Origin of the sequence: Paenibacillus sp. MB22_1, assembly GCF_047200555.1 — a bacterium.
Classification (GTDB): Bacteria; Bacillota; Bacilli; order Paenibacillales; family Paenibacillaceae; genus Fontibacillus; species Fontibacillus phoenicis.
Genome location: NZ_JBLADV010000001.1, coordinates 92,480 through 118,224, shown reverse-complemented (window position 1 = coordinate 118,224; position 25,745 = coordinate 92,480). Strand labels below are relative to the sequence as shown.

Sequence of the window (25,745 nt, the reverse complement as noted above, 5' to 3'; positions counted from 1 at the left end):
TTGTATATTCTCCAAGAATGTCTGTTTTCCTTCGAAGAACTTTTAAAAATTCAACCCAAGGAGAGATTGCCGATCTTCTTCAGTTCTCTCGATCTGAGACCGTATGCCAAGGAACTGAGAAGCCGTTCACCCCGAGGCGCTGAGGGATACTGCAGACAAGGTATTCTACGAGCACTCTTGGCTGCGCCGCTTGAAGGAATAAGTACCTTTTCAGGGTTGCATAAGCGTTTGGATACGGATCTCCGGTTTCGTTATCAGTGTGGTCTTCCGCTGGATCGAGAAGCTCCTTCCATATCCACATTAAGCCGAGTTTTCTCAGAACTGACGAGAAAGGACTTGGCAAAACGGCTTTTTGAGGATTTGGTCACACGCTGTCAGCAGGAAGGTATCATAGAAGGCAGTAACGTCGCCATAGACAGCGCCGCTCTCCGCGCTTACGAGAAAAAGCAGCCCAAACGCAAAAGCGAGCAAACGGGTAATGCGAACTGGGGCGCAAAAATTGATTCCTTCGGCAATAAAATCACATGGTTTGGTTACAAAATTCATCTGGCGGTCGATACGAAAAGTGAATTGCCGATCGCCTTGGAAGTAACGCCGGCGCATGTCAATGATGGAGAAATGGCGCCGGACCTGATCGAGAAAACAGCGTCCAGGACGAGCACACGATTTTTCATACTCGATGCGGGCTACGACCAAATGAAAGTTTATGAGGCCGCCCGCAACGTCAAGGCACAAGCCATCATTCCCCTTAATCTTCGGGGGGAGAAGGAACCGCCTGCTGGCATGACCTCGAACGGAACACCGTGCTGTTCCATGGGTTATGCGATGACATACTGGGGAGTTGACGGCGATATGCATAAATTTCGCTGCCCGCATGCCACGGGTAAAGTCGACTGTCCGCTTGGCATGGCTGCCTGCTCGTCTTCAAACTATGGAATGGTCGTCAAAGTAAATGCGAAGGATGATCTCCGGCGATACAGCATCCCTCATCGGGATACAAAGCGTTGGAAGGAACTTTACAATGAACGAACCAGCGTAGAACGCTGCAACTCCCGATTGAAAACCTATTTGACGGCAGACGCCGCACATGTCCGGGGCATTCAGAAAGTCACAACTCACCAGTATTTGAATGCCATTGTTCTGCTTGCATCTGCGCTCGCCGTTTCTCATCATTCAAAACGGGCTGCCGCTTAAAAAACGAGCTGTTCTAAAATTCTGCAAGTCTGCCCTTTTCTTCATCCATATAATACCATTTTCGAAAATTACCCCTTAACGACAGTGAATATGCTATCGCTTCTTCTCTGAAACGGAATTATGCAAAACACTCAAATAGGAAACAACTTCATGAAAGTACTTCTTCAAATTATCAATATTATCTTCCATTTGTTGTTGAACTCGGTTTCTGTTTGATTTTGCAATCGTAAGTTGATCCTTTGCTAAACCATGTTTCCTTTGGTATTCTTCATGATCTCGAAAATACTCTAAGTCTTGTCTTAATCCAGTTAGTTTCTCATTAAGTTCTTTTTGTTCCTTTTCAATTAGGTCGATTTTCGAAAGTATTTCACTTGCATCTTCTGAAATTTCCAAATTCAATTCATCTATTTTGCTGTCAATTTCAGACATTCTAAGTTGAAGCTCTTCTAATGTATGATTTAACTCATTAATAGATTGAACCAAATCTTGTCTTTCGTTCGACAAAATAATTTGCATAGTCTCCAAAGCCTTATTAGAACCCTCTTGATCCTCTGCGCTTCGAGGACATTTAAAGGACGAGTCATTTGTAATAGTTACCAAACAAACAGGGCATTTCTCATACTCATAAGGATCTAATAGTTGGTGTGCATGATGAGCCGTTTCTAAATTTTCTTTTTCCGTTTGAACTTCATTAAGCGTAGCCTGAAAACTGTTAATTCTCATTTTTATTATGTTTTCTTCTTTAGAAAGATTTAATTTCTGCTGAAGAAACTCTTGCTTTTGCGTGATTCGTTCATCATCTCTTTGTTGAAGTAGGACTAATTGTTGTTTGAGGCCAGCTATTTCATCATTTTTTTCTTTGATTTGCTCTAATATTGTTGCTGCTTCCGATCTAATCAATTCTTCAGCTTGATTAACCTTATGATGTACATACTTTTTTATGATATCAAAAGCCTTCTTAGCTTCTCTTTCTGCTGCCTCAGCATCACTTACTTGTTTGTTTGCATCTAAGGTTTCAGAGGTAGTTAATCCAGAAAGAAATTGTTGCAGTTTACGTTTTTCATCAGCTTTAGTATAATAATTTCCCGCTTTATCTATAGTTTCAAAACCACCAACTTGATCCCTGAATAAAATCTGCATAATGTCACGAAACGTTATAAATCTTTCCCCTTCAAAAATGTTTGCTTTAGAAAAAATTGTTTCCTCCAAAAAATTTCTATAATTTTCAATTGGATATCTTTCGCCTGTGAGCTGTATTCCATTTAGTAAATCACTTATGCGCCAATCTTTATACAAAATACAAATATCACCTTTAACAAGATTTCGTTGAACGGTATATTTTTCATCTTTAATCCTAAATTCCATCAATAAATCATGTGATTCGAGTGTTTTTTTCCAAACGCTTTATCTCGATTTAAAAAGCTGCTTTTCCCCAATCCATAATTTAGCAAATGACAAAAAGTCGTTTTTCCAACACTATTTCGTATTCCCGGTTGGCTATCTTGTCCTTCTCTAGAGGTTTCTTCCATTAAAGTTGCACGAATTACATTTAATCCCGCTCTGAATGTGACATCTGTTTTTCCTCTGGGCGGATTTATTGCGACACGGTTGATGAAGAGAAAGTTCCCCATTGTTCTTCTCCTACTATTCGTGATATTTGCTTATTAAGTAATTCAATGTTCATTCCCATCACCAAGCGACTCGCATAATCAGCTTTGTGTTGAATCCGCATAATGGTTTCGCTGCCTGATGAGATTCCTTTCTTGGAAATTAGTTGAACAAATTCATTTTCAATTTGAATAAGACCTTTTGCAAACAATTCTTTTATACCCCTAATAAAACGTATATCGTATTTTTGGTTAATATACGGTACCAGCATAGCATCTAAATTTCCAAGCTCCCATTCGGGGACTTTATTTAGAAAATCAACTTCTTCTTCCTTGCTTAAAAACTTGGAGAGTACCTTAGAGAAGCGTACAAGGTATAGTGCGCAAGCCAATTGGTTCATGGAGCATTTCGGCATGTAATTTAGTATTATAAGTAATATCAATCCATTGACTGAACTACTCTCTTCAATATCATATGTAGCCAACTCTTGCTCAATATTTCGCTTAAAAATAATCTTTCACCTTCATTCATTAAAAATGTAACAATCGTATGTTGTGTCGAAAATAACTCCCGTTATCTGCTCAAGGCATTCATCGTAGTATTCCCGAATTTGAGGCGGCAGTTGCGCATATAAATGTTCAAGTAAACGCTCAAATCTAAAATCTGCTGTATACTGACTCACTGGGTAATTATCGCAAATGCGAAAATATAAAAACATGACCTTTTTTTTAAGATTATTATATTTGCGATATCCTAATTTTTTTGCCAAGCGTTGAAGCACTGAAATCTCTGTTCGACTTCTCATCGCATGTTCTTGCCTATCCTTAGAAAACTTTGCTTTGTTTTCAAGCTTGTCTTTGAACTCAGTCATATCTGCACTGTCAATATCTGCAGTATATTGTTCCAATTCAGCATCATCCATCTGCTCAAGCGCTTGCAGTAACGAAGTAAACACCTTACCGAATTGATTGGCTAGATCTGTATCGATTGGTCGGATCCCTGAGCTTTTATTTCCATTTTGGTGGATCGATACCTCGAACTCCTCAATTAACTTTGAAGTAACCCCTTTTTGTACGGATCGATCTACTATTGCACTTAGAGCTTGAAACGTAGTTGATCGCTTCGGATAAACATCATTGGGATGTTCTTCAAGTACGACACGACAAACTCTCTCAATCTGTTCAGGTGTAGGATTCATTTTATGAATTTTATCAATAATCAATTGTTTTTCCGGCTCGCTTGGACTAAGCATTGCCACAGCTATCACCTACCTATTCTATAAAAATGAGCCGATGGATTTACTTTCTAAGTACTTTGATGTACATTCGACATCTTTTCATATTTTCCCTCTTCAAATCAAATACTTGCCTTATGATATATTTCTACATTTTTTCCATTTCCCCTGCTTAACTCGACAACATAAATAGTACTCGGGGCCTATTTATTGGATTAAACCGAGTTGTGTCCAAAACGTAATAAAACTTGCGGTCTACGTATTACTGCTACTATTAAACCTGTTATTGAATTGTTAGGGTGTTCAATGATACCATAATGGTAAATATTGGTTTGCTTATTTGAGGGATGCAATTTTGGGTATCAAAATTACAGGAATCAGTGCCCCATTTGGAGGTTTATCGTGGGAAATCACTGAAAGTGAACGACAGGGAATTGAAAAGTTATTTTATTTTCTGGAGGCAAAGAGACTTCTTACAAATCCTATTGAAATGGAAATGCCGGAACAATGCGCTACCTCAACGATAGAAAATAAAAATTTTATCGTTGTTTTACTCGGTGACCGTGCATTCTCAGACGCAACTAAGACTATTTTGAGAAGTATGACCGATGCTTGCAACACATTTTTAGATGAACTTAACGCAAAAAAACGGCCTCACATTATCTATAAAAATAATCAAGGAGATTGGGTGGACAGCAACTACTCACAAATTTACAAAAACTTTAGAAGTACTATACGCTTAGGTATCCAAGAATTAGAAATACGCTTTAGACTTAAATTTGAAAAAGCAATTCCCGAGGAGTATTGAAATTTAGTATGAAGGAGAGTTCAACTTCTTCTCCTTCATACTTTAACATTTTAGATTTTCGTTGTCTTTCAGACTTTGTCCACCGGCAGCTCCAGCACATCCACCTTGCCATCCGCCAATCCAAAGTTGTGAATGAAAAATATAGACCCGAAAAACGATACCTCAAGTCCCTTTACCCCCATACGCATATTTTATTTCCTCCGTCCCAAATTCCGCATCGGAGATGCCTTCATATGCTGCAGCTTCTTTTCCGGCTTCCAAAGGTTCACGTATACTTTGACCATGTCCTGCGTGGTATGGCCGAGGATTTCTTGCAAGCTGTAAGGATCGCCGCCATTGAGGATATACATTTTGGCAAAGGAATGACGCAACGTATGAGGACTGACTCTGACCCCTTGGATCTTTGCCTGCTCCCCATATTTTTTCATCGTTTCCTGGAACGTTCTCCCGCTTAAGCGAGTGCCGTCTACCGTAACAAATAAACCAGGCTCCGGCAGTTCCCCGCGTATTTTCAAATATTTCAGCAATACTTTGCGCACTTCATCGCAAAACGGGACGTCACGCGGCCGTTTGCTTTTGCCCAATACACCGATCAAATAGCTTTGTTTGAGATCGACTTGAATGAGATTTAACCTAACCACTTCGCCTAAGCGGAGGCCCGTATCCAACATCAGATAGAGCATGCAATAATCCCGGTATCCGGTAAACGTCGTCAGATCCGGTTGTGCCAGCAAATTCACGACTTGTTCTTCCGTAAATGAATAGATGATCGGCTTTTGTCCGCTTCGAACTTTTAACAAGTTGGCCGGGTTCTGCTGAATCCACCCTTCCTGGTGTAAAAAAGCAAAAAATCGCTTGATCGTCTTGATTCGATTGTTAATCGTATTCAACGCATAATTTTTCACATCTACCATATACGCCACGAAATGGTTTCGAAGGAAATCAACCGTCAATCCCTCCACCTGTGGTTCGATTCCTTGCTCTACCATGATTTTGCGATAGCTGTCCAAGTTTTCCTGTTCAAATTCCACTGTCCGCTCCGCTTCCGTTTCCGTACGCTTGGCCGCGATAAAAAGTTCAACCGCCTCATCCCACGACAATGTGGTTTCTGTCCCTTTTTCGAACTTCATTTCCGTTATTGCATTTCGGCGTCGCTTCGACTTGGCAAACGGACTTTTACTATGAAACATGGGAATAACGTTACTGCTCATCCGGCTCCCTCCCCGCTATTTCTATCGAATCGGCTGACTCTTTTCTTGTACATCCACAATTTTAAAAGCCTCTTCGTTTCTCCGTATCCCGTAATTCTCTTTGAGAAGCCGCACCGCCCGTTGCCGCGCCATCCGTTCTGCCGAGAATACACCATCCGAATAGACTGAAATTTTAAGACGATATCCTTCGGTTACTAATAAACATTCATAAAGTTGATTCATTCTGCACCTCACCCCAACGTTTACTTCCCGTTTCTTAATTTATTTGTTCCGGCAAGACAAGCAATGATCATGACCTTGGTATATGCGAACAAAAATCTCAGGGTCGATTTGGATCGTTTTTCCGCATTTCGAACAAGTAAACTTAATTCTATCCACACCTGCCACCTCGATTTTGGACATAGAAAAGCCGCCCCGATGGGACGGCTCAACTGTTCCGTATGACTTGTAATTGGCTTACTAGTGGAGCAAGCAAGTTTATTTTTTGTCTAAACCGCTTATGCTCTAGACAGCGTATTCGACGTCACAAACAAATTCCGGATTTTAAACTCCGTTGGGCTTTCTTCCAAGAGAACACGCCGGAGATTGCCGGTTGCATTGAGCCAGAAGTGCGGCTCATTCAGTGTATATTGCTTCCGGTGGACCCAAGCCGGGCACTCCAGCTGATAATCGTTACAAAGTTTGTGGGTCATGGCCGCCAGGAATGGGAGCATGTAGTCCGGAAAGTCGGGATGAGCTTCCGGCTCCCGCTGCACCATGCGCTTTCTTTGTTCAGGCGTAGCCCGATAAAAAGCATCGAGGAAATTACCGCAATGAATGGCGAATTGATCGATATCTGCTGCTGTTTCCCGAGCAATGTCCCAGACTGTCATGTCCATCCCTCTTTTCTTTCCAAATTAGTGATTCAGTAATTCTTCCAGCAAATAAGCTGTTCTCGGCAGCACCCGTTGATGGGGATAGAACCGTTCCACAATCGATAGCGCCTGTTCAGCCGTTAGAATGTTCAAATACCGCAGCAGAAAGCGGATATCGTCCACATCCTTGCTTTCATACGTGCGCGCGGCCAAACATTTCATGGCCAGCATATATTGCGGCGAAGCGACGAAAATGTCCAAATGGCTCATCTTGCGATAAAGCTGAACGTCGTGACGGCTCGAAACATATCCTTTTACCGCATTGTTTAACCAATCGGCCGGCAAGCGATACTCATCCGCAACATTTTTGATGATCGTATAAAATTCGCGAGTCGGCGCAAAAATGGCATCGACGTCCTTAGTACTGTCCCGACTTTGAAATACCAGGCACATGACCGCTCCGCCAAATAAGCAAATTTCGCCGTGCAACTGTTGTCGTTTTAATTGTTCATTGACTTGTTCCAAATACATCAAGATTTCCGCGCTGCGCAACGCCTCATCTCTCCTTTCATTATAAGGGAGCGGGCCGCTTTTTCAAAAGAGACTTCACAGCCCGTTTTCGCGAAGATGGCACAATAGGATCGGTTTCTCTCAGAAAAGTAAAAGAGGCTCCTCATAGGAACCTCTTTTACGTGTTGGATCAAAATGTCAAAGAATGTAGATATGAAAAAATCCCGCCGACAGACGGGATCATTTAGAATACAAGCTAACTTCGTCGAGCGAACGGCGGAAGCTCTTCCATACTAATGAACATCCCCAGCCCGTCGGAAAGACCGCAAAGGTACCACGCCTCCCGTTCAGCCGAAGTACGTTCGTTCTTATAATCTTCCCACTCGGACAGAATTTGAAATTGCTCTTTCGACAAATTCTGACAAAGTTGATCGCGGAGTTCCGCAATCCGTTTATATTCCTCTGTCTGACGATTCTGCTGTGCGAATCGGTAATCCAGAACATCCATACGCTTTTGAAATACCGCCATTAGCCAACCCGACAACGTTTCCACACCAACCTCTCCTTCCTGATCATTAGGCTGGTGTCGATCTTAACTCTGACGCGCCATGGTTGGCAAGTCGCTCTTTTAGAGATTCACTCCCGACTTTCCCGATAACGTTTTTCTTCAACCGCCCAGTCCACTTGTTTCCGATCAAAGTGTTCCACCGTCTTCTCAACTACCCGGCGTATGCGGCGATCTTGCGGCGGGCCGCCGTCCCAGCCTCGCTCGTAACAAGCTATTCTACTTCGAAATCCGGATGAGCGATCCGGATACACGTCCAACCGGCTTATTCGCCCAAATGCAATCCCGTAAGTGGACGGCTCGTCAAACACTTGTGCCTCCACATAATAGCCGTCAACTTCCCCGACTAATCGTCGTCCCATCCAAACGCTTCCTTTTTCACGAAACATCAGTTTCCTCCTTGTACTAATGAGAATTAGACCTGGACCGTTTTTCCTGATCATGGTTTAATCAAGACGATACGGCTTTACAGTCACGTTCCGTATATCACCTTGGGGTGAACTGAGATACGCATCGCGACGTGCATCTTCCTTTTTGCCTTCGTAGACATACCAGGATTCGGTCCCATCCTTCCACTTGATAGTCACTTCCCATTCCTGTCTTTGCATCGCAGCACCTCCTCGTCGGTTAATGGGTACCACCCGTTCCGTAATCGTCATAGGAAGACAAATTGGCATGATAGAATACCACGTCGCCATCCTTCAGTTGGAACGTCACGCTATACGGGTCGGTAAAGCTGCGCTGGAACCCTTCCATTTGCCACTGGTTGTTGAGCGGGCCATGAATGTATTGCAGATGCGGGTTGTTCAGGTCCTTGTTACGAATCGTTTCCAGGTTGAAATTTACGATGATATATCCGTCCCGCAGGAAAATCGAAGACTTGTCGTTCAACCCGTTTTTACGTCCGTACTCAGCCAGATTGAATCCTTTCGGTACGGCATATGCCGCGGCCGGAATACTGTACTCGCCGAACCAGTGCTGTACCGAAGCATTCGCGCGCGCTGCGTTGACACCGGATGGTACGTTTATGTTGCCGACAAACGTCCGAAGCTGTGAAGGCAGCAGCATAATATCGTACCCGCCAACATAGGTTGGCTTTTGAGCGCTTTTCAGATATTGATTGATGAAGGATTCTTTCATTCCGGTACTACCGTTTAAAGCCCACAGTGAGCCGGCTGTGTCGATTAACTCCTGCTTGGCTACATTTCGCAACCGGGTATCCAGTGTGATATTGCGCCGCTCAACATCCTCGCTCGAACCAATCCGGACAAATTTTTTTGTGTCAGAGTGATAGTACAAGTCAACTTCTTGACGTTTCTTTCCCTGCCGGTCTACAAAATAGAACGTCGGGGTAATCCTGATCCCGTCACCCGAGCCAAACATATTTCCTTTCGTCATGACTTCGAACTTTACATGATATCCCGTCTTGACCGCCACATTCTTCTTCCCGGTCTCCGGATGGCTGCCCTGCCGAACAGGCAGCGTGAACGGCTGCTTATTGCCGCGGGCCGCACCGTCTATGTCCTTCATCCCGACCCAATAGGCGTTCCCGGTTGGCGTCGCACTGCCTTTTTGCTTTCGGAATACGGTCTCCCATTGAAAATCAGCGATATCCGTTATGCGGAAATCATACAACCGGCCGATCACTTCTACCGGAACCACTTGAGTAGCCACATGATGCGAAAGGTCCAAATTGGCATTCATCTGCGTCGTAAATCCGGAAGGGCAGTTCTCCGCGAAGGTGCGAAACAGCACCTCATATTGGCCTTCATCGACCCATACCGGTAAATAGAACGTCGTCTTGGTCTGGGCCACCGGAATCGATGTCCACGTTTCCTTTGGTATAAAGGTTTTACGGTCCGCAGCATACACATCAAACGGGAACCATACCTGCTTGTCCCGCGTATATTTGGCGTAATCCCGATTGCCGTAGCCCTTGATCTCCCGGTGCTGTCCGCTTGTCGGTACGGTCAGCGTAAACGGTCGATCCAAAATAAGCGCGGAACGCCCTGCCGTCGGTTTTGTTTTTTGGTTGTGCGCCTGATCATCCGAAACGGAAGCATAGTTCACCACCGGCGTATGCACGGTCACCGGGTTGATGCCTTTTATCGGAAAGCTCTTGTTTTCACCGCCGCCGATTCCTTTGATTAAGGCGTACGAAATGGTGCCCGAACTTGGCTGATTCGCCTTGTTCGTTTTCGATGAATCAATCAAGTACCCTGATCCGTATAGCACATTCTGCCCGATTGTCGTCGGAGCCGGAATCGCTCCGGGAGTCGGCGCTTTTTCCTCGACGACTCGATTGTCCATAATGGTCCCTCCATTAAAGACGAGTGAATCGTTCTTTACCTTGATTTTTCCTACGGCCTCCTCCGCTTCCGACTTCCAATCCTCATTCGGAACGGACGGGCGGCTGCTTCCGCCGGAAATGGTCTCTCCGGGCAATCTCACATTTGAATAAACGGGATCGGTTATATGCGCATTCAACGAAGCGTCGTGTGCTGCGGAAACGGACGGCGGTGTATAACCAGCCGGTTGCAATATGACCCCACCCGAAGGAAGAGCATAATTGGTGAAGTTGGCTTTTTGAATGCTATAAACCTCAAGACGATCAATCAGCCAGAAGCTGTATTTTCGTTGCACCGTGTAATTTTTGGTAACCGTTTGAGTATCCGAACGGGATACCGTCCTCGTCGTCGGATTCCCGTTCTCATCCGGGGGACCGGATACCTGTTCCGTCCACCGCAACATGTACGTCTTACTCACTTGAATCGGGTAAGATTTTGTCCCGGTCATTTCCTGGAATGTATTTCGATACAAATACGACTTCGCCACAGCGTTGACGTACAGACTCTCCGATGTGGGTATGCCCTTAAGAACATCAAATTTTTCGGCTCCGCGCGTATCGGCCTGAATCACAGCGGACACCTCTGGATCCATCACGCTTGCTTCCTTTGAATCACCCGGGGTCGGCCCACCGTCACTTCCCGACTTGCGTACCGTGTGCTCTGAGGTGGACTCTTTCATATTGCCGTCCACATCTCTCACCATAACCGTTATTTTTACCGTAACGCTGTTTCCGGAAGTAAACGGGATTTTGATCGGAAGCGTTTTGGTAGCCGCTGTACCGGTAAGCGTTCCGGAGTTATCGGCCGGTTGCGTTAGCGCCGCATTCTGAATACTGGTGATTTCATATGACTTTAACGACTTCGGCGATTTCGCCTCAAAGATAAAATCCCCCTCGACTTCGTTAACCGACCCGGCAACCTCTGCCGGTGCTTCAATCCGAGAAGTTACAGTAACCAAGGAAGGGGTTGACTCTCTGTACTCGGCGACAATATCGGCTCCGCTAATGAATACGCTAATATGCCGGTCAAGCAAATTGTCTTGCCCGATTTCCCGGATATATTGTTTTTTCTCGGGATTATTTTTGGAAACTACATACGATCGGACGATTTCATACGATTTTCCGTTTGATTCCAAGGTTTCGGCGAACGTATGCTCAATCTCTTCTCCAGCTAAAAACTCGCCCTTCCGGAACGTGCACGATGGGTCCGTGATGATCGTCCCCGCTTCGGTTTTGCAGACGATATCAACCGGAAAGGACGGACTGTCGTAGGTTACGGGAATCCCAAAATAATTGTCCAGATCGTCGGGATGAGCCCACGGCTGCGCCTTCTTGATCGCATCTAATGTATAGTAAGGCCCTCCGATCTGAGTTCCGTTCCGGGTAACGACCATGATTGCATAGAGATAGAGCTGGTCGTTCTGTTTAATGCCTTCGAGGCCGTTATCGGTCAACGCTTTTGACACCTTCGCCTCCGGCACTTCGAAGAACGTGGTGACGGGAGTGCCGGGCGCGGGGTTTGGCGGGTACTGCCCCGTTTGTTCCAACCCTACGACCCGCGCCGATCCCGGGCCGGTCGGGTCACAGTGCTTTCCTTGCGAATCATACGTACACGATGGCGAACTTTCCCGGCGTACTGTCCAACCGATGGTTTTAAAACGTATTCCGGATGAGGCGGTTGTACTGGTAATATTGAACGTTATTTTTCCTTTACTAAATTGAACGTCCGGGACATCTGCATGAGTAATCAAAGGCCAGGAAGACAATAAAAAAGTGCATGCCAGCAGCATGCACAAAGCGATTTTTATTCCTGTATTCATCCGTTACTCAGCCTCTCGAATAATATGGTTAAAGAACAAGCTTGCATTCGCACTGACCTTTAACGCCTTTCCCCAGTTCCCGCCAACATTGGTTACCAAGGCAATATCCGAATAGCCCTCATACCAAACTCCCTTTTTAAAAGGAGTATCATTTGGAACCCACGTATCGTTCTCCAGCTTCATCTCCCCTGGGAACCACGTATCATAGATAAGCGTTTTATGTTGCTTAAATTGATTGAATTTAACCCTGAACTTGGATCGCACATGGTACCCGCCGAATCCATCCTGATAAATCATGGACGGTTCCGGATCCAAGTATCCCTCAAGAACGATCTGGTTCTTTTTCACCCAGTCCACGTATTCCTTGGCTGCCTTCAATTTTCCGGTATTGCCATCCGATTGGACTGCGGCCAGCTTTTCGGCCCATGTATCGTCAATTGTACGATAGTCGACATTGAGCCATAACGCCCCGAATGTTTTAAGCCGCTCCATCCAGATGTCGATGTTCTCTTTCTTGAACTCCGGCCAATTCGCATACATATCGGCCGAGACCGACCGTTCCTCGGGATCGGGGTTGGAAAACGGATATTTCATCTCATACATTTCATTGGGCACGTCAGCCAAAATATACGGGTAATCCTGCGCATTTTTCGGCAGGTTGGTGGTGCGAATGAGCCGGCCCCATTCATCGTACTTGGCACCAGCTTCCTTCTCCTTTGTGGAAATCACAACGGTTGATGTCGCCCCATCCCAATTGACTTCTACACCCAGTACCTCGCTGACAAAGCGCAACGGGACAAAGGTTCGGCGTCCGCTCATAATCGCCTTCGTATCAAAGGTCACGTCTTTGCCATTAACCGTCGCCTTATTCTCGCCTATCGTCAGGCGGATACGCTGATCCCCCTGTTCAATCGGGACGGTCTTGGTCTGCGGTTCCCAGCCTACCTTCGCTTTCATCTTTTCGGCGACGAAGCGAACCGGAACGAGCGTCCGGTTGTTCTCATCAGAAAACGCTTGGGCATCGGGGAACCAGATTTTTTCGCCATCCATCACAACACTGACAAACGTCGGCGCTTTGATTGCCGCGCTGGAGTTGCCTGCTGCCAGGCCGAACAACGTTATAAACGCGAGGCTCATACTTACCCATTTTTTCATGTCCGGTTCACTCCTTTATTCGAGAAAAAATGTGAATATTAGGAAGAAATCAACGTTATGTCTCCATCTTATAATCCCTGTGCCAACCTGTCCACCCTTGGATAAAATCGTTGGACCTCAATGGTTATTGCTGCATTTCAGCGGCCAATATCCGTTCCGCGCAGCCTCCTTTTCACTCGCAAACGTCTCTTCAACCGGGTAAGTGTAATCGCATGTGTTGCGGTAATACACTTTTCTGCCTTCTTTCACTGCGCCGACAATCGCCGGCTTTTTCAGCACCCGGCTGCCGCCGAGCGCGTAATTGTTGTACGTTTTGCTCCCTATCGGAATCCCTTGCACAAACGCCATTACGCCGATATCGTTGATCGTGTTATTCCATTCTTCGGCACTGATCGTCGGCAGCGTAAACGTGTAGGAGATGCCGTAGCGGGAAACGTATTGATTATGCCGATTGATTCGGTAGGCCAGTTCATTCTGAATGGCGTCCACGATCGTTCTGCGACGCACCTGTTCGAACAATGCCGCATCCCGCAAGAGAGTAATCGTATTCTCCGCTTGGATTTCCGATCGGAAGCCTTCCCGCCAAATCCCGTTTCCGGCTTCGTAGGCAAGGACGTAATCGTCCAACGTAAAGGACAAACTGTTCCCTTGGCTATCGGCATAAGCATACGGCTTTTTCGCTCCCCAGACCGGACGAATTTCCGTATCTCCGGCCGCATTACGAAACTCTTCCTCCGCATATACCCAGAACCCGTCATAATCCATCACGATGATCGCGGGAATATAACGGCGAAGAACGCCTTGCGCTACCGTATCTTCGGCAATGCCGAAGTTCATGTACAGGGTTCGGTAAAACGTATCAATCGCTTCCTCCTTGTTCACCCGTACCTGTTTGACCGATTCATAGCGTGCTTCCTGTTGTTGGTCGGCATTGATCAAAAGCGCCCGCGCCGCATCATCTACCGCTGTATCCAACGCTGCATCGTACCGCAGTTCGGTGAGCAATACCCGCCGCTGGGTATCCGTTTCGATACGATTGATAACGAACAACGGAAATAAAATCAGAACGCCCACGACCGCCCAATTAATCATCTTCATTTCGGACAATGCCTCCATACGGAACGAAGATTTTCTCATTCGGACTGATCGCATGATTCAAAAAATCATGTAGGATAGTTCCATTCGTCCGGTTCGTGTTTTTCACGACAACGGAGAACGTATCTCCGACATGCAGCCGGTAGCGGCGTGCCGGATCGCCTTTGCCCGCCGCGCTGTCCGGAAAAAGCATCTTCAAGATTTGTGCATTGTAAAATGTATCGTAATGCACGTCGTATTCGCTACGGAACGTTTCCGGAAGCGTAGGATTGTCATAAACCGGGTTGTACCGCTTTTGTCCGTGCTCCATCTGAACATCAAAGGTATTTCCCGTCGCATGGATCGCCTGAATAAAATCGTTATACATGGTCGGGGAAATGTAGCCCTTGTCCCGGACCGCATCGACAAACGCAGTTGTCGCCCGCAAGACCACCAGTTCGGATACATCATCCTGCTGATCAAAAGCGGCGGAAACCGGGAAGATATATAATAGAAGAACTGCGATCAGGACGGCAAACACTTTGAGCAGACTGTTCATCCTTCACCTCGCAAAACATAGGCAATCCGCCGCAACTGCCCGTCCGGACCGCGTTCGTACGAGGGTTCATACCGGCTATCCAACCGAATGCTTGATGCTGAGATATCATCCCGCTCCATCGTCGTTGCATATTCAACGCCATTCACAACGATTTCCACCCCAATGTCCCCGATTTGGACAAGCGATTGCAGTACTTCCGCGCCGGATACACTGCCGTCCCCGGCTATCGGGAAAAACGTTTGGTGGACATTTCGTTCCTGTATTCGCTCTGAAACAACGGCCGCATTCAGCGCGGCCGCCCCGCCTTGAAACAGGAGCAGCCCAGCAGTGGCTGCCATCACAAATATAAGACATGCAAAGCTCATATCCATCATGGTTCGTACGGAGTGCCCCATAAGCCGTCCTCCTTTCCGCAAAGCGAAGCGGACATGCCTTTGCGCTTTCAGGTCAAAGGCATGCCGTTCGCCGGTCCGTTCTTACTGTTGCCGGAAGATGATGCCGCGGATCACGTTGCTTTTGTCCTTGATCAGTTGTGCCCTGAACTTGCCGCTTGGGTTTACATAGTTGACGTTAGATTCATCCATCGTGTGATCAAGCTGACCGGGGGCGGCCCCTATGACGGTTCCGTAGGTGATGCTATCCATCGACACGCCGGTATTGATGACTTTACCGTACCATTGGCCGGCCGGATTTTTCCCGGTGATGATTTGGATACCAAACTGGTCCTCCCCGCTGAATTTGCGAATGGCATTGACGGTTTGGCTGCCGGACAGCACCGTGTTGTCGTAGACGGTAAACTGCATTTGCGACAGTTCAGTCTGAAGGTTGGAAAAATTGCTTTGTGCCGTTTTCGTCGAATCCTGCGCGGAAATAAACAGCAGAACGGCCAAGGTGATCAGTGCGACGGCAAGCAAAATGCCGGCCGCCATGACGATCGCTTTTTGAGCGTTGGACATGGAGTTCCCTCTCCTTCTACATTAAATTGATGAGAACGAAAAAAAGCCCTCGCGGTATGCAAGAGCCGGAAACGGCCTTAGAGGCTGTTATTGAATTTTCTGAATCTGCTCGTAATAGACGGTCATCTGCGACAGACTGACATAGACGAGCGGAAAAACAAGATAACCGAAGATAAGGACCATCATCGGTGCGAAGCCGATCATTTTCCCCCACCCGGCTTTTGCATCCAAGAGCCGTTCGTAATCTTGCTTACGCTGTTCCTGCAAGTAGGTTTGCTCAGATTCCAGGTCATCGAACGCGTCCCGGATCGGAATCCGTTCGACCGCCATTTGCAGTTTTTCCACCATGCGAACAAACGGCAAAAACGGGGCTTCCGCTTTCAGATTCTCCAACGCTTGTTCCGCGCCATGTTCATAATGAAGCAGGCAATGCTGAATCGGTGTCTTGAAGATGTGGGCAAAGCGCTCCATCCATTCGAGCATGTGCTCTACCGACATTCGGTCCATTTCGGACAGCATGGCGATCACCGACTGGAGCTGGTCCACTTCATGTTTCATTTCCATCTGCCGCATTCGCCGGCGAAACTGTAGAACGCCGACCGGAGCGTAGTAGCCGACCCAGCCCCCAAACAACGCCAGCATCACCTCCCACCATTTCAAATATTCGTGGTTCATAGCTTCCATTTTGGACAGAATGCGCTGCGCGGCAGCGAACAGTTCCGCTTCTTCCCGCTGTAACTGCGGGTCGCTGCGCAAAGCGGCCCGCACAGCTTCCGGAAGTCCGGTTTTCACCCCCTTCACTTCCGTCATGATCCGGCGATCCAGCACCGACTTCTCCCGGCTTTCCGCTTCTTCCCGGGCGGACAAGCGGCCAAACATCATATCCGGTTTGACCGGTGCATATAACAGTTGGTGTTTGGTGACTGCATGCAACGTGACAAAAAGCCCGAGTGTCAGCAGAAACGCGAGTATGCCGGCTGTCGCGCGCTGCACCCAAAACCATTCCAAGCGGAGCGGCGAGTTTGTTTCGGCTAGCAGCCTCTTGCAGCGCGTGGCTTCCCGCGTTTCCGGATGTGGAACGATTCGGTCAATCAGCCGGCGAACCCACTGAAGTTCGTACGCTTTTTGCTCCCAAGGCTTGCGACGCCGCGGTTTGGTTTCGCCCTCCAACTCCCGCATGTTGCGAAGCAACACATAGGAAACCAGAATGACCAGTAGAAGAGCCACTTTCGTGATCCACCCAAGCTTACCGGCATAAAATTCGTCCATCATCGGAAAATAGTGGCTGGCCCAGCTTTCAATCGGCTTTGTGAACAACATCGGAAAAAGCGCAATCGCCGTCAGCCCTTGCAGCAAATAGCTAAGCTTCTCCCGCCGCAAAATTTCCAGGTTCAGTTCGGTCGTCAGTTTGTCAAGCGCCTTCAAGTAGAGCGAACCGGTCTGCAGTTTCTTGTCCCCGTATTCCTTAATCAAATGCGAAATCCCGGCCAACCCTTTCAGAAAGCGATTCGGCGCCACTTCCTCGTAACGTTCCAGCCTCTCGTCCGGTTCGTGGGCGGTCAGCACCTCATAGACTTCCTGCCCGTGCAACGCCATCTCATAGGGCGCAGTTTCCGTCGCATCGTAGACCGCTTCCTCCACCATTTCATGCCGATGGTAATGATGCCGCACATCGGCTATAAAGTGGCGAAGCTGGTGAAGCAGCCGGTTTTCCGCACGATGCACGAACAGATCCGCAAGCATGCCATGTATGGCCCAAATGCCTGTGACCATCATGATCAAAGTCACCGGATCACGAACAAAGCCGATCAGCGGAATCAGAGTGAACGCCAACAGCCCCCATGCCGCAAGCGCAATCTTGATCGTCTCTAGCCGCAGCTTCCATTCATCGTACCGCTCTAGCACCATCAGTCGCTTGCGGATCGTATTCAGGTAAGCACGAAGCAATAGGACCCGTTCGCAAGCCAAATAGATGTGTTGCAAGATGCTGTAAACCGCTTGTCGATTCGTCGGTTTGCCGGGGAGCCGCAGTTCCTCATATTCGCGGATCGAACCCGCGCCCGTATTTTTGCGGGACAGCCACTGGAATAGCAGGATCGCGGCTAGAAGCAGCACGACCGCCCCGCCAAAGACAAGGGAAAGCAACTGGTTAAGTTCCATACCGTTTCCTCCAGTTCTCCGCGAGAAAAGCCTCAAATGCTATGCGATCCGCATCCGACATCTGTTCCCGCATCTCGTTTACGTTTTGAGCGGATATAGGGTGAATCGCCACATAGGCTCCGTTTTGAAATTCGATCACATTTCGCTCCTCGTACAGCTTCCGGTCAGTGGAACGCTGAAAAAACTCAACGGCCGTTTCCATAAATGCAGCCATCTTGTCTTCTAACTTCTCACCTTGCCGAAAATGGACGGGGTACGCCTTCTCCTGATCGAGCGGTACGCATTCGGTAATGCGCTCAATGTAACGGTGGCCGTTCATATCGCGCTTCCAGTGGATATCGAAGTTAAGTACGCTGATCACTTGCTGTTCGGCGATTTTTTCGTTTTGAAATACACCGGTTTTCAGCAGTGAGTTCCGTAAAGAAAACACCAGATCGCGGAGCGTCTTGGCGTGATGGGTGAACAGCGTAAACAGCGAGGCTACCTGCGCCATCTGAATCATCCATGCCGCAACCGGGTCCGTGGCCACCTCGCCGAGAATGTTGACCGTACCATCCGTCTTTTTCTGAATATCCAGCCCTTCCTGGCCGGAAATCGTCTCGGTTTCCCGGAAGCTCAGGATGTTGCGGTCCTTATAGATTTTCCGCAGGTTCAATTCGAAGTTCATCTCCTGGACCCGAATCGTGTACGTAGCGGGAATGTATCGGACCATCGCCATCAAGAGCGTCGTTTTCCCGCTGCCCTGCGCACCGGTAATTGCGGTAATTCGGGCTCCTTTAACGAGATACTGGATGAGCCGGATCGGCAGCTCAGCATTTTGATCCCGGATGAGTTGTTCCAGCGTGGCGCTTTGCACATCAAATTTGCGCACAAAAAACGCCCATGATTCGCTGAACCGGGGACGCAGTACGACAACGCGGGAGCCGTCGGCCATCTCGTTTACTTTATAGCCGTTGCTCTCCGACAATTGGCCGGGATAGTTGTACTTGTAAATATTTTGGCAGACACGCTTCAGTTCTTGCTCCGAGCCGAAGGAGAGGAAGCTAAAGTGAATGGATTTCCCTTTGTAAAAAACCCAAACACTGTCGTGAGATTTCGGCACTTCCCGCAATAAAGAGTCGGCCTGGAACTCCCATTCCCCTTCCCATACGGAGGGCGGCAAACCGGATACGCCTCCCGACACGCCGTCGATCTTCATATCCCGGATCTCGTCCACGACACTAAAGCCCTTGTACATTTGATAAATGCGTTGCACGACAATGCTAAGTTTGTCGTCGAAGTGCAGCCGCCGCGCTTCTTTTTTGTAAATCTCGTGGATTTCATCGGCGGTAATCCGATACGATTCGGTCCGGCCATCTTCAATACCGAGTTTGGGCCGGTCCAGCTCGTACTTGCGAATCAACTCCCCGAGCGCATCATACCGGTATCGTTTTTTGTACAGGTACAGCAAAATTTCGAACTGGTCCTGAGGTGAAAGTTCATACGGGTCGTCGAACGCGATTACCCGGTCGATGTTCGTTTCATTAACCCCATACTGCTGAACCAGTAAATCCGCCAAATATTGTTTGACGTACGCTTTGTCCCGGATGTCTCCGGATGTACAGCCGCGCAGCGCTTTTTTCAGTTCAGCCCGCTTGCTTTTCCGGCGGCGAAACTCCTCCTCGGATAGTCCGAGGTCATGTATGTTACCGCTCGTCAAATCGTGTAACGTCTGCATTACAAATGCGGTCATCGCCTCAATCGTAAAGGCTCGTTCCTGCGGCGGCTTTTCCGCTTTCTGCCCGCTCATGCGAAAATAGATCAGCGCAGTGGCCAGCCCAAGCAACAGGACGATCATGATGCCGTTGATCCAAACGATCATCGTTCACACCCCCTTGCCGCCGAAAAACGGTTTGTTTAACTCGGCTTGTTCGATGATCGCCTGGGCTAGCGCCCGTACGCACTGCATGAATGCATGATGGGCATGATCACGCGGTACATTACGGTTTCTAAACAGAAAATCGATCGCCCGGCCTTCCTGCGCTGCGTCCATGAACCCTGCCTGATGCGGGACCGGATAAATCGGCATCTTCACCCGATATTTCCGTACCATATTTTTGGCGGTTAGCGCGGAATCACGGTCGTACTGCCCCAAAACAAACAACAGCTTTTTCCCTTTGAGCCAATCCTCACGATGCCGAAAGAACCGTTCCAATACAAAACGGTTTTGGTTCAAACTTACGATGACAAGATCGGCGTTTTGAAGAAGCAACTGCGTCCAACCGGACCCGACACCGCTGCCACCGTCAATCAAAGTCAAGTCGTAATAGCGCTTGGCCGAATCGAGTAGGGGGGCAAGCATATCCTTCATGCCCATGATCAATGCTTTGTCCGCCTTATTCGAACCGGGCAGTAAATCAAGCCGTTCTTGGAGGAGTGGCAACGTGTAATCGCGAATCATTTCCGGCGAGAGTTTGCCGTTTTGTGCAAGCCGTGCCAAGGCATCGATGCCGGAGTCCGCTGTAAAGGCAAGCATATCTTCGGATCTCCGCTTGATAAGCGCTTGCTCGACTGCCGCACGGCGGCTTTGCAGATGGCCGAATAACACGATTCGGGAGGAATATTCAAGTCCGAGCAGCGCCGCGACGGCGATCAGATTCGTCGTATTGCCCGTTTGACCCGGTACCGGGCTCCAGAAGACGATGTTATGACCCACGAAAAACCCTCCTCGCTCGTTTCCACGCGGCTTTGATCGTTCGCTCATCCAGGCCGAATATATGCTTAGTCATAGAAAAGACCGTATGTCGGTATGCTGGCGACAGCTTTCTTAGTTCAATGCGGCTATGATGCTGGTGATCGATGCGGACCGAAACATCCCGCTCATCGTACGGGATGCGAAACACCGGCTCCTGCCACTCCACAGCTTCCGTTGTCACATGCGAATCGATGTACGACTCCGCTATTGTCGACTGTACGAACGGATTTACCAACTTAAAAAACGGCAGCGGCCGAATGGTGGATTCGGTAAGACAAAGCCGACGCATCAACTCCGCATTTTTCAACATCGCCAGCTTCTCCAAATTACTGCACCAGACCCTTTGGTCAAAGGATGGCAGATCTTTTCCTTTCACAAATTCGGTATGATCCGTATCGAGCAGGAACACATCGTAATTCGCCCATCCCCCTTCCGTTTCCGTTTGTTTCAGAAAATGGTCCAATTGGCCGAACGTAAGGAACCCTGCCGCGATATCCATACCTTCAAATTCGGTAACGAAAGAAGCCTGCCGTTCATCCGGAGATGGCATAAACCCAAGTATCGATTGTGCGATCGTTGAATCGACGATAAGCACCTTTTGCCCAGCGGCAACCAGCAGTTTACCCAGCACGAGCAGCAAATGGCTTTTATCCGGCGCACCGAGAAAAACGATTTTTTTCATGACAACCTCCTTCAGGATACCGGCGGCTGGTTGAAGACATCGTCCAGCTTGTCCGAGTTGGTCGGCTGTTCGTTGGAAGTGGGCGACTTCGGGAGCGGGGGCGTACCGGACTCGGAAGTACCCTGCTGCAGATGGGAAGCCGGTTCTGTCGCTTTCGGCTCAGAAGTAGACGCGGGCTTATCGTCTGATGGTGGTAGACCGTCTTGCTCCGTTTGTTCCACCACTGCAGCTTGCTGTTGCGCCGATTGCTGCATCGCATTGCCTTGTTGAGTAACGATCCGATCGTTTTGCAACTGCTGCTGAACGGTGACGCTGCCGCTGACCACCCGCAGTTTGTCCGCATCGCTCATTGCTTTCAAATTGTTATCCAACCTACTGCGCAACTGGCGAGCGAGTTCGGTCTTGGCCTTTTCCAGTACGTTCGGGTCCCTGTCCATCAGATCAAGCACCTTCGGGTTGGCGGGGTAATTGGCGATTGCCGCTTCCTGCAGACCCGGTTCGATATAAGGAAGCGCGTACAGCTTGGCCCCTTGCAAATACGCATCGATGATGGCGCTGGAAGCCATCAAGATTTCCGGCTCGTTCATTTCCAGCCGGACGATCATCCCCGAAAGGTCTCGAACCTTCTTTTTGGACAGCACGATATAGTCCTCGCCGGTCGGAAAGTTGATTCGGACATCGACCACCTGATCCTTCTGTAAATGGGTCGGTAGTTGGATGACATTAAACTCTTGCATCCGCAAATCCCTTGGGATCGGCCCCTCTTCATACAGCATGGAAGCGATGAGCGGCGTATTCGGCTGCAGATCGATTTTGGCGATCTTTCCGACCACCATCTGCGGATCCTTGAAGCTGTCCGAAGGCACCAAGGCATGGACGACCTCCACCGCCTGAATATCCCCATTTCCAAGCGTTGTTCCCGCAGGGATCGGCCTTGCAGCTACCAGGATTCGCGTTTTGCCTTGTTGTTCATTCGTTTTCAATTGCTCGATTTGTTGTTCGTAATGAGCCCGCATCTGTTGTTGCAGCCGTTTCTGCTCCGCTTGATGCTGGAGAACAAATATGGTGGAAACTAGGAGCAAAACAAAACTAAAACCGATCGCAATGATGACGATCGGTTTCCGGTAACGGTATAGTAAAGACATCGCCTACCTTCTCCTCTCCATTCAACATGGTGAAACCGCCTATTGCTTTTCGTGAAACCAGTATGCACGCGTATACAACTGAACGCCGACCCGTGTAGGGATGCCGATACTGGCTTCTCCATCTCCCTTCCACCCATTTCGATTCGCCGTCTCTATGGCCATTCTATCCGCCGAACCTTTATATACCTCCTCTTGCGTACCTTCAATGAGGATATACAGACCGCCTCGACCGTTGATCGGGTATATGACCCGTGTTTCTCGGACCTTCATTCGTCTCTTCACCTTCCTGATTTGAGATGTGACGCCAACCGAGGTAGCCATCCTCGTTTTTCACGAAGCGACGCCGTTTCCCGTCCCATCCACCGATCCACAAGCCGGTTCACCTGTACATGATAAGGGCTGCTCGGGGAAGATAAGGTCCACTCCCCGCTTCGCACGGACCGGTAAACGGTTGGATCTTCCGGCAACTCCAGTACTACCGGCCACGGTAGCCGTTCTTTCCAATCTAGTTTGGGAGCAGGCTCCTTCAGCCGGTTCCATACCATATACAACTCCGGTGTCGGGCGAAGGCCGGTTAGGAACGGCTTCACCCGATCCAAATTGAACAGGCTGGTCGGCTCGTCCGTCGTGACCAACATCAACTGGTCGGTCTGCTCCAAGGCCAATCGGGTCAGCCTGTCCAACGAAACAGGCAGGTCAAGCAACACAACATTCGTTTCTTCCTTCAAAAAGCGGAGGATGGCCCGCAGCTCTTCCGGTTGCAGTAGGAATTGCCCTGGCAGGAGCGGCGCTGCGACAATGGAAAAGCCCGCCTTCGTTTGAAGAAGACAGGCCCGTCTGGCTTTCAGATCGTCGATCCGGCGTACAAGGTCGACGACCGTTTTTTTCGGCTGTATGTGCATGAAAGTGGCGACCGTGCCGTTCGGATCCAAGTCGAGAATACAAGCTCGAAGCCCTTCCTTCGATAACCGAGCGGCCAAATGGAGCAAAAGCGTCGTTTTTCCCACGCCGCCTTTCGCAGCATAAGCGGCAACAACCGATGGCAGGTCCGGAGGTGTCCAGGACATGTGCGACGTCAGACCAGGTTCGTTTGGGGTGAAGTCCGGTTCCGGTTCGTTTCCAGTGTCCTCCGTTTCAAGCCCGCTCTTCCTTCCCATTGATTTATCCGCTGGTTTTGTTTGGTTGTCCGTCTGTAATAGCTCATACGGAAAAGTGCCATTCTCCGTCATCTCATGAAAAGCAGGGGTGGGAATAACCCTGGCGGATAAAGCTTTCGGTGGAGATGGTTCCACTTCGAACCGTTGCCGCGCTTTTCGCTGCGAGAGCGGAACATTTATGGATGCATGTTGTGATTCAGCCTTCTCCATTTCCGTATTTGATAGGAAAGGGGCTTCTTCCGTCTGAAAAACAAGCGTTCTTCCCAAGCTCGAAAGGGCAGCCGTGGCATCCAGCTCGGTTTCGCCCGCCGGTATAAACCGGGAAAACAGTCCGTTCGTTTCTTCTTCCGCTGTCACCGTTCCGGCAATCCCCAACGATTTGGTTTGTTGCTCTCCCCAGTCACTATGGTCTTCTACTAGCAACACGACCGGCACTTCTCTTCCCTGGACAAGCCGTACGTAGTCCTTCCATTTCCCCACCATGGCATCTACCACGACAACGCTCATTTCCGACGTGATCCGTTCGGGATCATGAACAAACTTGACTTCGTAGCCCGACCGGCGAAGCCGCTCCACCCACATCTGTCGTTGACTCAGACGAAATAGTGCGACCCGCAACTCCAGCACCTCCTTGCCATATCGATCACCGTTTCCTCCGCGGCTCCAGTCTTTTGTCTTGAAAATAGACGTCCACTTTCAGGCGTGCAGCCAAATAGAACGCAAATTCTTCCGCATCCGCAAATGTGTTGCGCCTGTCCATCTCATGCGGATTCCCGTCTTGAACAAACAAGACGGCAAAGGTACTTCCTTGATCTGCAATTTGAATCTTGTCCATAGGATTAAATCCGTTTAAGAATTGATTCCACGGTACGATAGTCGATGACACAAACATAGCGGGCGTAATCGTACCCCTGAGGGTCAACGGCAAGTACCCGTTTACGATCTGTAAAGATAAGAATAGGCTCACGGCAATGCTGCCGGATCAGTTCATCCGATTCCAGGGCAATGATATTCTCCAGTCGTTGTTCGGTAATCACAAAAACGGGTGCGGAAACGTAAGTCTCGTGCGGTCTTTCCGCATTCATCTCGTAATGAGGAAGAAAAGGTTGCTTACGGTATCGATTAAAAACGCGGACATCAACTCTCAAGTTCATCCCTCCGTTTGCAAATTAGGCGTATAGTTCATAATGAACAGTTCCTTCACCGGCTGCCGTCCTTTCGTTTGCTTCGCAATGGAATAGCGGGTTTCAACGCCCTCAATTACAAAGGGGGCGTACCACTCCCGAATGGTCGGATGGTCGTTAATACTCAGCAAAAATTTGCCCTTAATGCCGCCCAAGAGCTCACGTAGCTTCCGGTGATCGGATTCGTCGAATTTGTACAGATAGCCGGAGAGTCCCAAGTAAGGGGGATCGCAATAAAAAAAGGTATCCGCCGAATCGTACCGGGCGAGTACCTCTTCAAAAGATCGGTTTTCGATATAAACACCAATCAGCCGTTCATGAGCAACTTTAAATTTTTGTTTGACGTTGGACATATCGTATGCCGGCTTGCTCCGTGTGTACCCCCAATCATCGGCGTCGTTGTACTTCCCGCCAAAATGCGAGTAGACACGGTAGTAAAAATCATACGCTCGGGTAACCGGGTCGCGTTCCTGATCCCGTCGTTTCATGATACGTTCAAATTCATCACGGGCATAGAGTGCCCACTCAAACCGTTGGTCAAGCCCTTCCCAATCTTCTTGAATCACCCGAAAAAAATTGACCAGTTCCGCGTTGATATCGGAATAAACTTCCACTTTGGATCGTTCCTTGCCAAAGAGCACCCAGCCCCCGCCCCCGAATACTTCCGCATAAACGACATGCGGTGGAAAGCGCCGGATAATCTCTTCACGCAGCCTGTATTTGCCGCCTTGCCACCTGATGGGACTTTTCAGCACAGCTTCACGCTCCCTTCAATATTCACCAAACAT

At 48.6% G+C, this 25,745-nt stretch carries 28 protein-coding genes; 2 read left to right on the top strand and 26 right to left on the bottom strand.

Annotated elements, in window-relative coordinates; genetic code table 11:
* On the top strand, window positions 1–1,194 hold the full coding sequence (locus tag ACL02P_RS00570) for a transposase (RefSeq protein ID WP_412836570.1): 1,194 nt from the start codon (window positions 1–3) through the stop codon (window positions 1,192–1,194).
* Between the two features lie 93 nt (window positions 1,195–1,287).
* Here the strand turns inward: ACL02P_RS00570 and ACL02P_RS00565 are convergent, their stop codons facing one another.
* The 3 genes from ACL02P_RS00565 to ACL02P_RS00555 all read right to left on the bottom strand — a co-directional run bounded on the left by ACL02P_RS00565 (window position 1,288) and on the right by ACL02P_RS00555 (window position 4,060).
* On the bottom strand, window positions 1,288–2,559 hold the full coding sequence (locus ACL02P_RS00565) for a hypothetical protein (RefSeq protein WP_412836612.1): 1,272 nt from the start codon (window positions 2,557–2,559) through the stop codon (window positions 1,288–1,290).
* A gap of 229 nt (window positions 2,560–2,788) precedes the next feature.
* Complete coding sequence (locus ACL02P_RS00560; protein WP_412836611.1) at window positions 2,789–3,202, bottom strand: hypothetical protein; 414 nt, start codon at window positions 3,200–3,202, stop codon at window positions 2,789–2,791.
* Between the two features lie 123 nt (window positions 3,203–3,325).
* A complete protein-coding gene (locus ACL02P_RS00555; protein WP_412836610.1) occupies window positions 3,326–4,060 on the bottom strand; it encodes a hypothetical protein in 735 nt (244 codons plus the stop codon).
* Between the two features lie 331 nt (window positions 4,061–4,391).
* Here ACL02P_RS00555 and ACL02P_RS00550 point away from each other — a divergent pair, with 331 nt between their 5' ends.
* On the top strand, window positions 4,392–4,844 hold the full coding sequence (locus ACL02P_RS00550) for a DUF6650 family protein (protein WP_412836609.1): 453 nt from the start codon (window positions 4,392–4,394) through the stop codon (window positions 4,842–4,844).
* Between the two features lie 191 nt (window positions 4,845–5,035).
* On the opposite strand, the gene ACL02P_RS00545 is transcribed toward ACL02P_RS00550, so the two are convergent.
* From ACL02P_RS00545 to ACL02P_RS00435, 23 genes are all read right to left on the bottom strand, one after another.
* Window positions 5,036–6,055, bottom strand: coding sequence for a tyrosine-type recombinase/integrase (locus tag ACL02P_RS00545; RefSeq protein WP_412836608.1), 1,020 nt, complete (start codon window positions 6,053–6,055; stop codon window positions 5,036–5,038).
* Between the two features lie 21 nt (window positions 6,056–6,076).
* Entirely contained in the window at window positions 6,077–6,277 is a 201-nt protein-coding gene (locus ACL02P_RS00540; RefSeq protein ID WP_412836607.1) for a hypothetical protein, read from the bottom strand.
* A 275-nt stretch (window positions 6,278–6,552) separates the two neighbouring features.
* Window positions 6,553–6,927: a hypothetical protein gene (locus ACL02P_RS00535; protein WP_412836606.1), complete on the bottom strand. Its 375-nt coding sequence runs from the start codon at window positions 6,925–6,927 to the stop codon at window positions 6,553–6,555.
* 24 nt (window positions 6,928–6,951) lie between these two features.
* On the bottom strand, window positions 6,952–7,461 hold the full coding sequence (locus tag ACL02P_RS00530) for a DUF6036 family nucleotidyltransferase (protein ID WP_412836605.1): 510 nt from the start codon (window positions 7,459–7,461) through the stop codon (window positions 6,952–6,954).
* Between the two features lie 214 nt (window positions 7,462–7,675).
* Window positions 7,676–7,972, bottom strand: coding sequence for a hypothetical protein (locus ACL02P_RS00525; protein WP_412836604.1), 297 nt, complete (start codon window positions 7,970–7,972; stop codon window positions 7,676–7,678).
* 83 nt (window positions 7,973–8,055) lie between these two features.
* The gene (locus tag ACL02P_RS00520) at window positions 8,056–8,346 is read right to left on the bottom strand and encodes a hypothetical protein (RefSeq protein WP_412836603.1); all 291 of its coding nucleotides are present in this window, start codon (window positions 8,344–8,346) and stop codon (window positions 8,056–8,058) included.
* Window positions 8,347–8,430: 84 nt separating this feature from the next.
* A complete protein-coding gene (locus ACL02P_RS00515; protein WP_412836602.1) occupies window positions 8,431–8,592 on the bottom strand; it encodes a hypothetical protein in 162 nt (53 codons plus the stop codon).
* A gap of 19 nt (window positions 8,593–8,611) precedes the next feature.
* Entirely contained in the window at window positions 8,612–11,878 is a 3,267-nt protein-coding gene (locus tag ACL02P_RS00510; RefSeq protein WP_412836601.1) for a DUF5704 domain-containing protein, read from the bottom strand.
* Window positions 11,879–12,154: 276 nt separating this feature from the next.
* Window positions 12,155–13,306: a copper amine oxidase N-terminal domain-containing protein gene (locus ACL02P_RS00505; protein ID WP_412836600.1), complete on the bottom strand. Its 1,152-nt coding sequence runs from the start codon at window positions 13,304–13,306 to the stop codon at window positions 12,155–12,157.
* Between the two features lie 117 nt (window positions 13,307–13,423).
* On the bottom strand, window positions 13,424–14,404 hold the full coding sequence (locus tag ACL02P_RS00500; RefSeq protein ID WP_412836599.1) for a hypothetical protein: 981 nt from the start codon (window positions 14,402–14,404) through the stop codon (window positions 13,424–13,426).
* Window positions 14,391–14,939: a hypothetical protein gene (locus tag ACL02P_RS00495; protein WP_178020385.1), complete on the bottom strand. Its 549-nt coding sequence runs from the start codon at window positions 14,937–14,939 to the stop codon at window positions 14,391–14,393. The genes ACL02P_RS00500 and ACL02P_RS00495 overlap by 14 nt, the downstream gene beginning before the upstream one ends.
* Window positions 14,936–15,334, bottom strand: coding sequence for a hypothetical protein (locus tag ACL02P_RS00490; protein ID WP_178020386.1), 399 nt, complete (start codon window positions 15,332–15,334; stop codon window positions 14,936–14,938). The genes ACL02P_RS00495 and ACL02P_RS00490 overlap by 4 nt, the downstream gene beginning before the upstream one ends.
* Window positions 15,335–15,415: 81 nt before the next feature.
* Window positions 15,416–15,895 carry a hypothetical protein gene (locus tag ACL02P_RS00485; protein ID WP_009226907.1) on the bottom strand — a complete coding sequence of 160 codons (480 nt, stop codon included), beginning with the start codon at window positions 15,893–15,895 and terminating at the stop codon, window positions 15,416–15,418.
* An 87-nt stretch (window positions 15,896–15,982) separates the two neighbouring features.
* A complete protein-coding gene (locus tag ACL02P_RS00480) occupies window positions 15,983–18,055 on the bottom strand; it encodes a hypothetical protein (RefSeq protein ID WP_178020387.1) in 2,073 nt (690 codons plus the stop codon).
* Window positions 18,045–19,916, bottom strand: coding sequence for an ATPase, T2SS/T4P/T4SS family (locus ACL02P_RS00475; protein WP_178020388.1), 1,872 nt, complete (start codon window positions 19,914–19,916; stop codon window positions 18,045–18,047). The genes ACL02P_RS00480 and ACL02P_RS00475 overlap by 11 nt, the downstream gene beginning before the upstream one ends.
* 3 nt (window positions 19,917–19,919) lie before the next feature.
* A complete protein-coding gene (locus ACL02P_RS00470) occupies window positions 19,920–20,750 on the bottom strand; it encodes a hypothetical protein (RefSeq protein WP_036646587.1) in 831 nt (276 codons plus the stop codon).
* Window positions 20,740–21,471: a hypothetical protein gene (locus ACL02P_RS00465; RefSeq protein ID WP_412836598.1), complete on the bottom strand. Its 732-nt coding sequence runs from the start codon at window positions 21,469–21,471 to the stop codon at window positions 20,740–20,742. Before ACL02P_RS00465 ends, ACL02P_RS00470 begins: the two co-directional genes overlap by 11 nt.
* An 11-nt stretch (window positions 21,472–21,482) precedes the next feature.
* Window positions 21,483–22,616 carry an SAF domain-containing protein gene (locus ACL02P_RS00460; RefSeq protein WP_412836597.1) on the bottom strand — a complete coding sequence of 378 codons (1,134 nt, stop codon included), beginning with the start codon at window positions 22,614–22,616 and terminating at the stop codon, window positions 21,483–21,485.
* A 39-nt stretch (window positions 22,617–22,655) separates the two neighbouring features.
* Window positions 22,656–22,886, bottom strand: coding sequence for a hypothetical protein (locus ACL02P_RS00455; protein ID WP_412836596.1), 231 nt, complete (start codon window positions 22,884–22,886; stop codon window positions 22,656–22,658).
* 8 nt (window positions 22,887–22,894) lie between these two features.
* On the bottom strand, window positions 22,895–24,391 hold the full coding sequence (locus tag ACL02P_RS00450) for an AAA family ATPase (protein ID WP_412836595.1): 1,497 nt from the start codon (window positions 24,389–24,391) through the stop codon (window positions 22,895–22,897).
* A gap of 25 nt (window positions 24,392–24,416) precedes the next feature.
* Window positions 24,417–24,608 (bottom strand): hypothetical protein, encoded by a 192-nt coding sequence (locus ACL02P_RS00445; RefSeq protein ID WP_412836594.1) that lies wholly within the window; start codon window positions 24,606–24,608, stop codon window positions 24,417–24,419.
* 4 nt (window positions 24,609–24,612) lie between these two features.
* Entirely contained in the window at window positions 24,613–24,927 is a 315-nt protein-coding gene (locus tag ACL02P_RS00440) for a hypothetical protein (protein WP_009226898.1), read from the bottom strand.
* Window positions 24,924–25,712, bottom strand: a complete 789-nt coding sequence (locus ACL02P_RS00435) for a DNA adenine methylase (RefSeq protein ID WP_412836593.1) — start codon at window positions 25,710–25,712, stop codon at window positions 24,924–24,926. Before ACL02P_RS00435 ends, ACL02P_RS00440 begins: the two co-directional genes overlap by 4 nt.
* Between the last annotated feature and the right edge of the window lie 33 nt (window positions 25,713–25,745).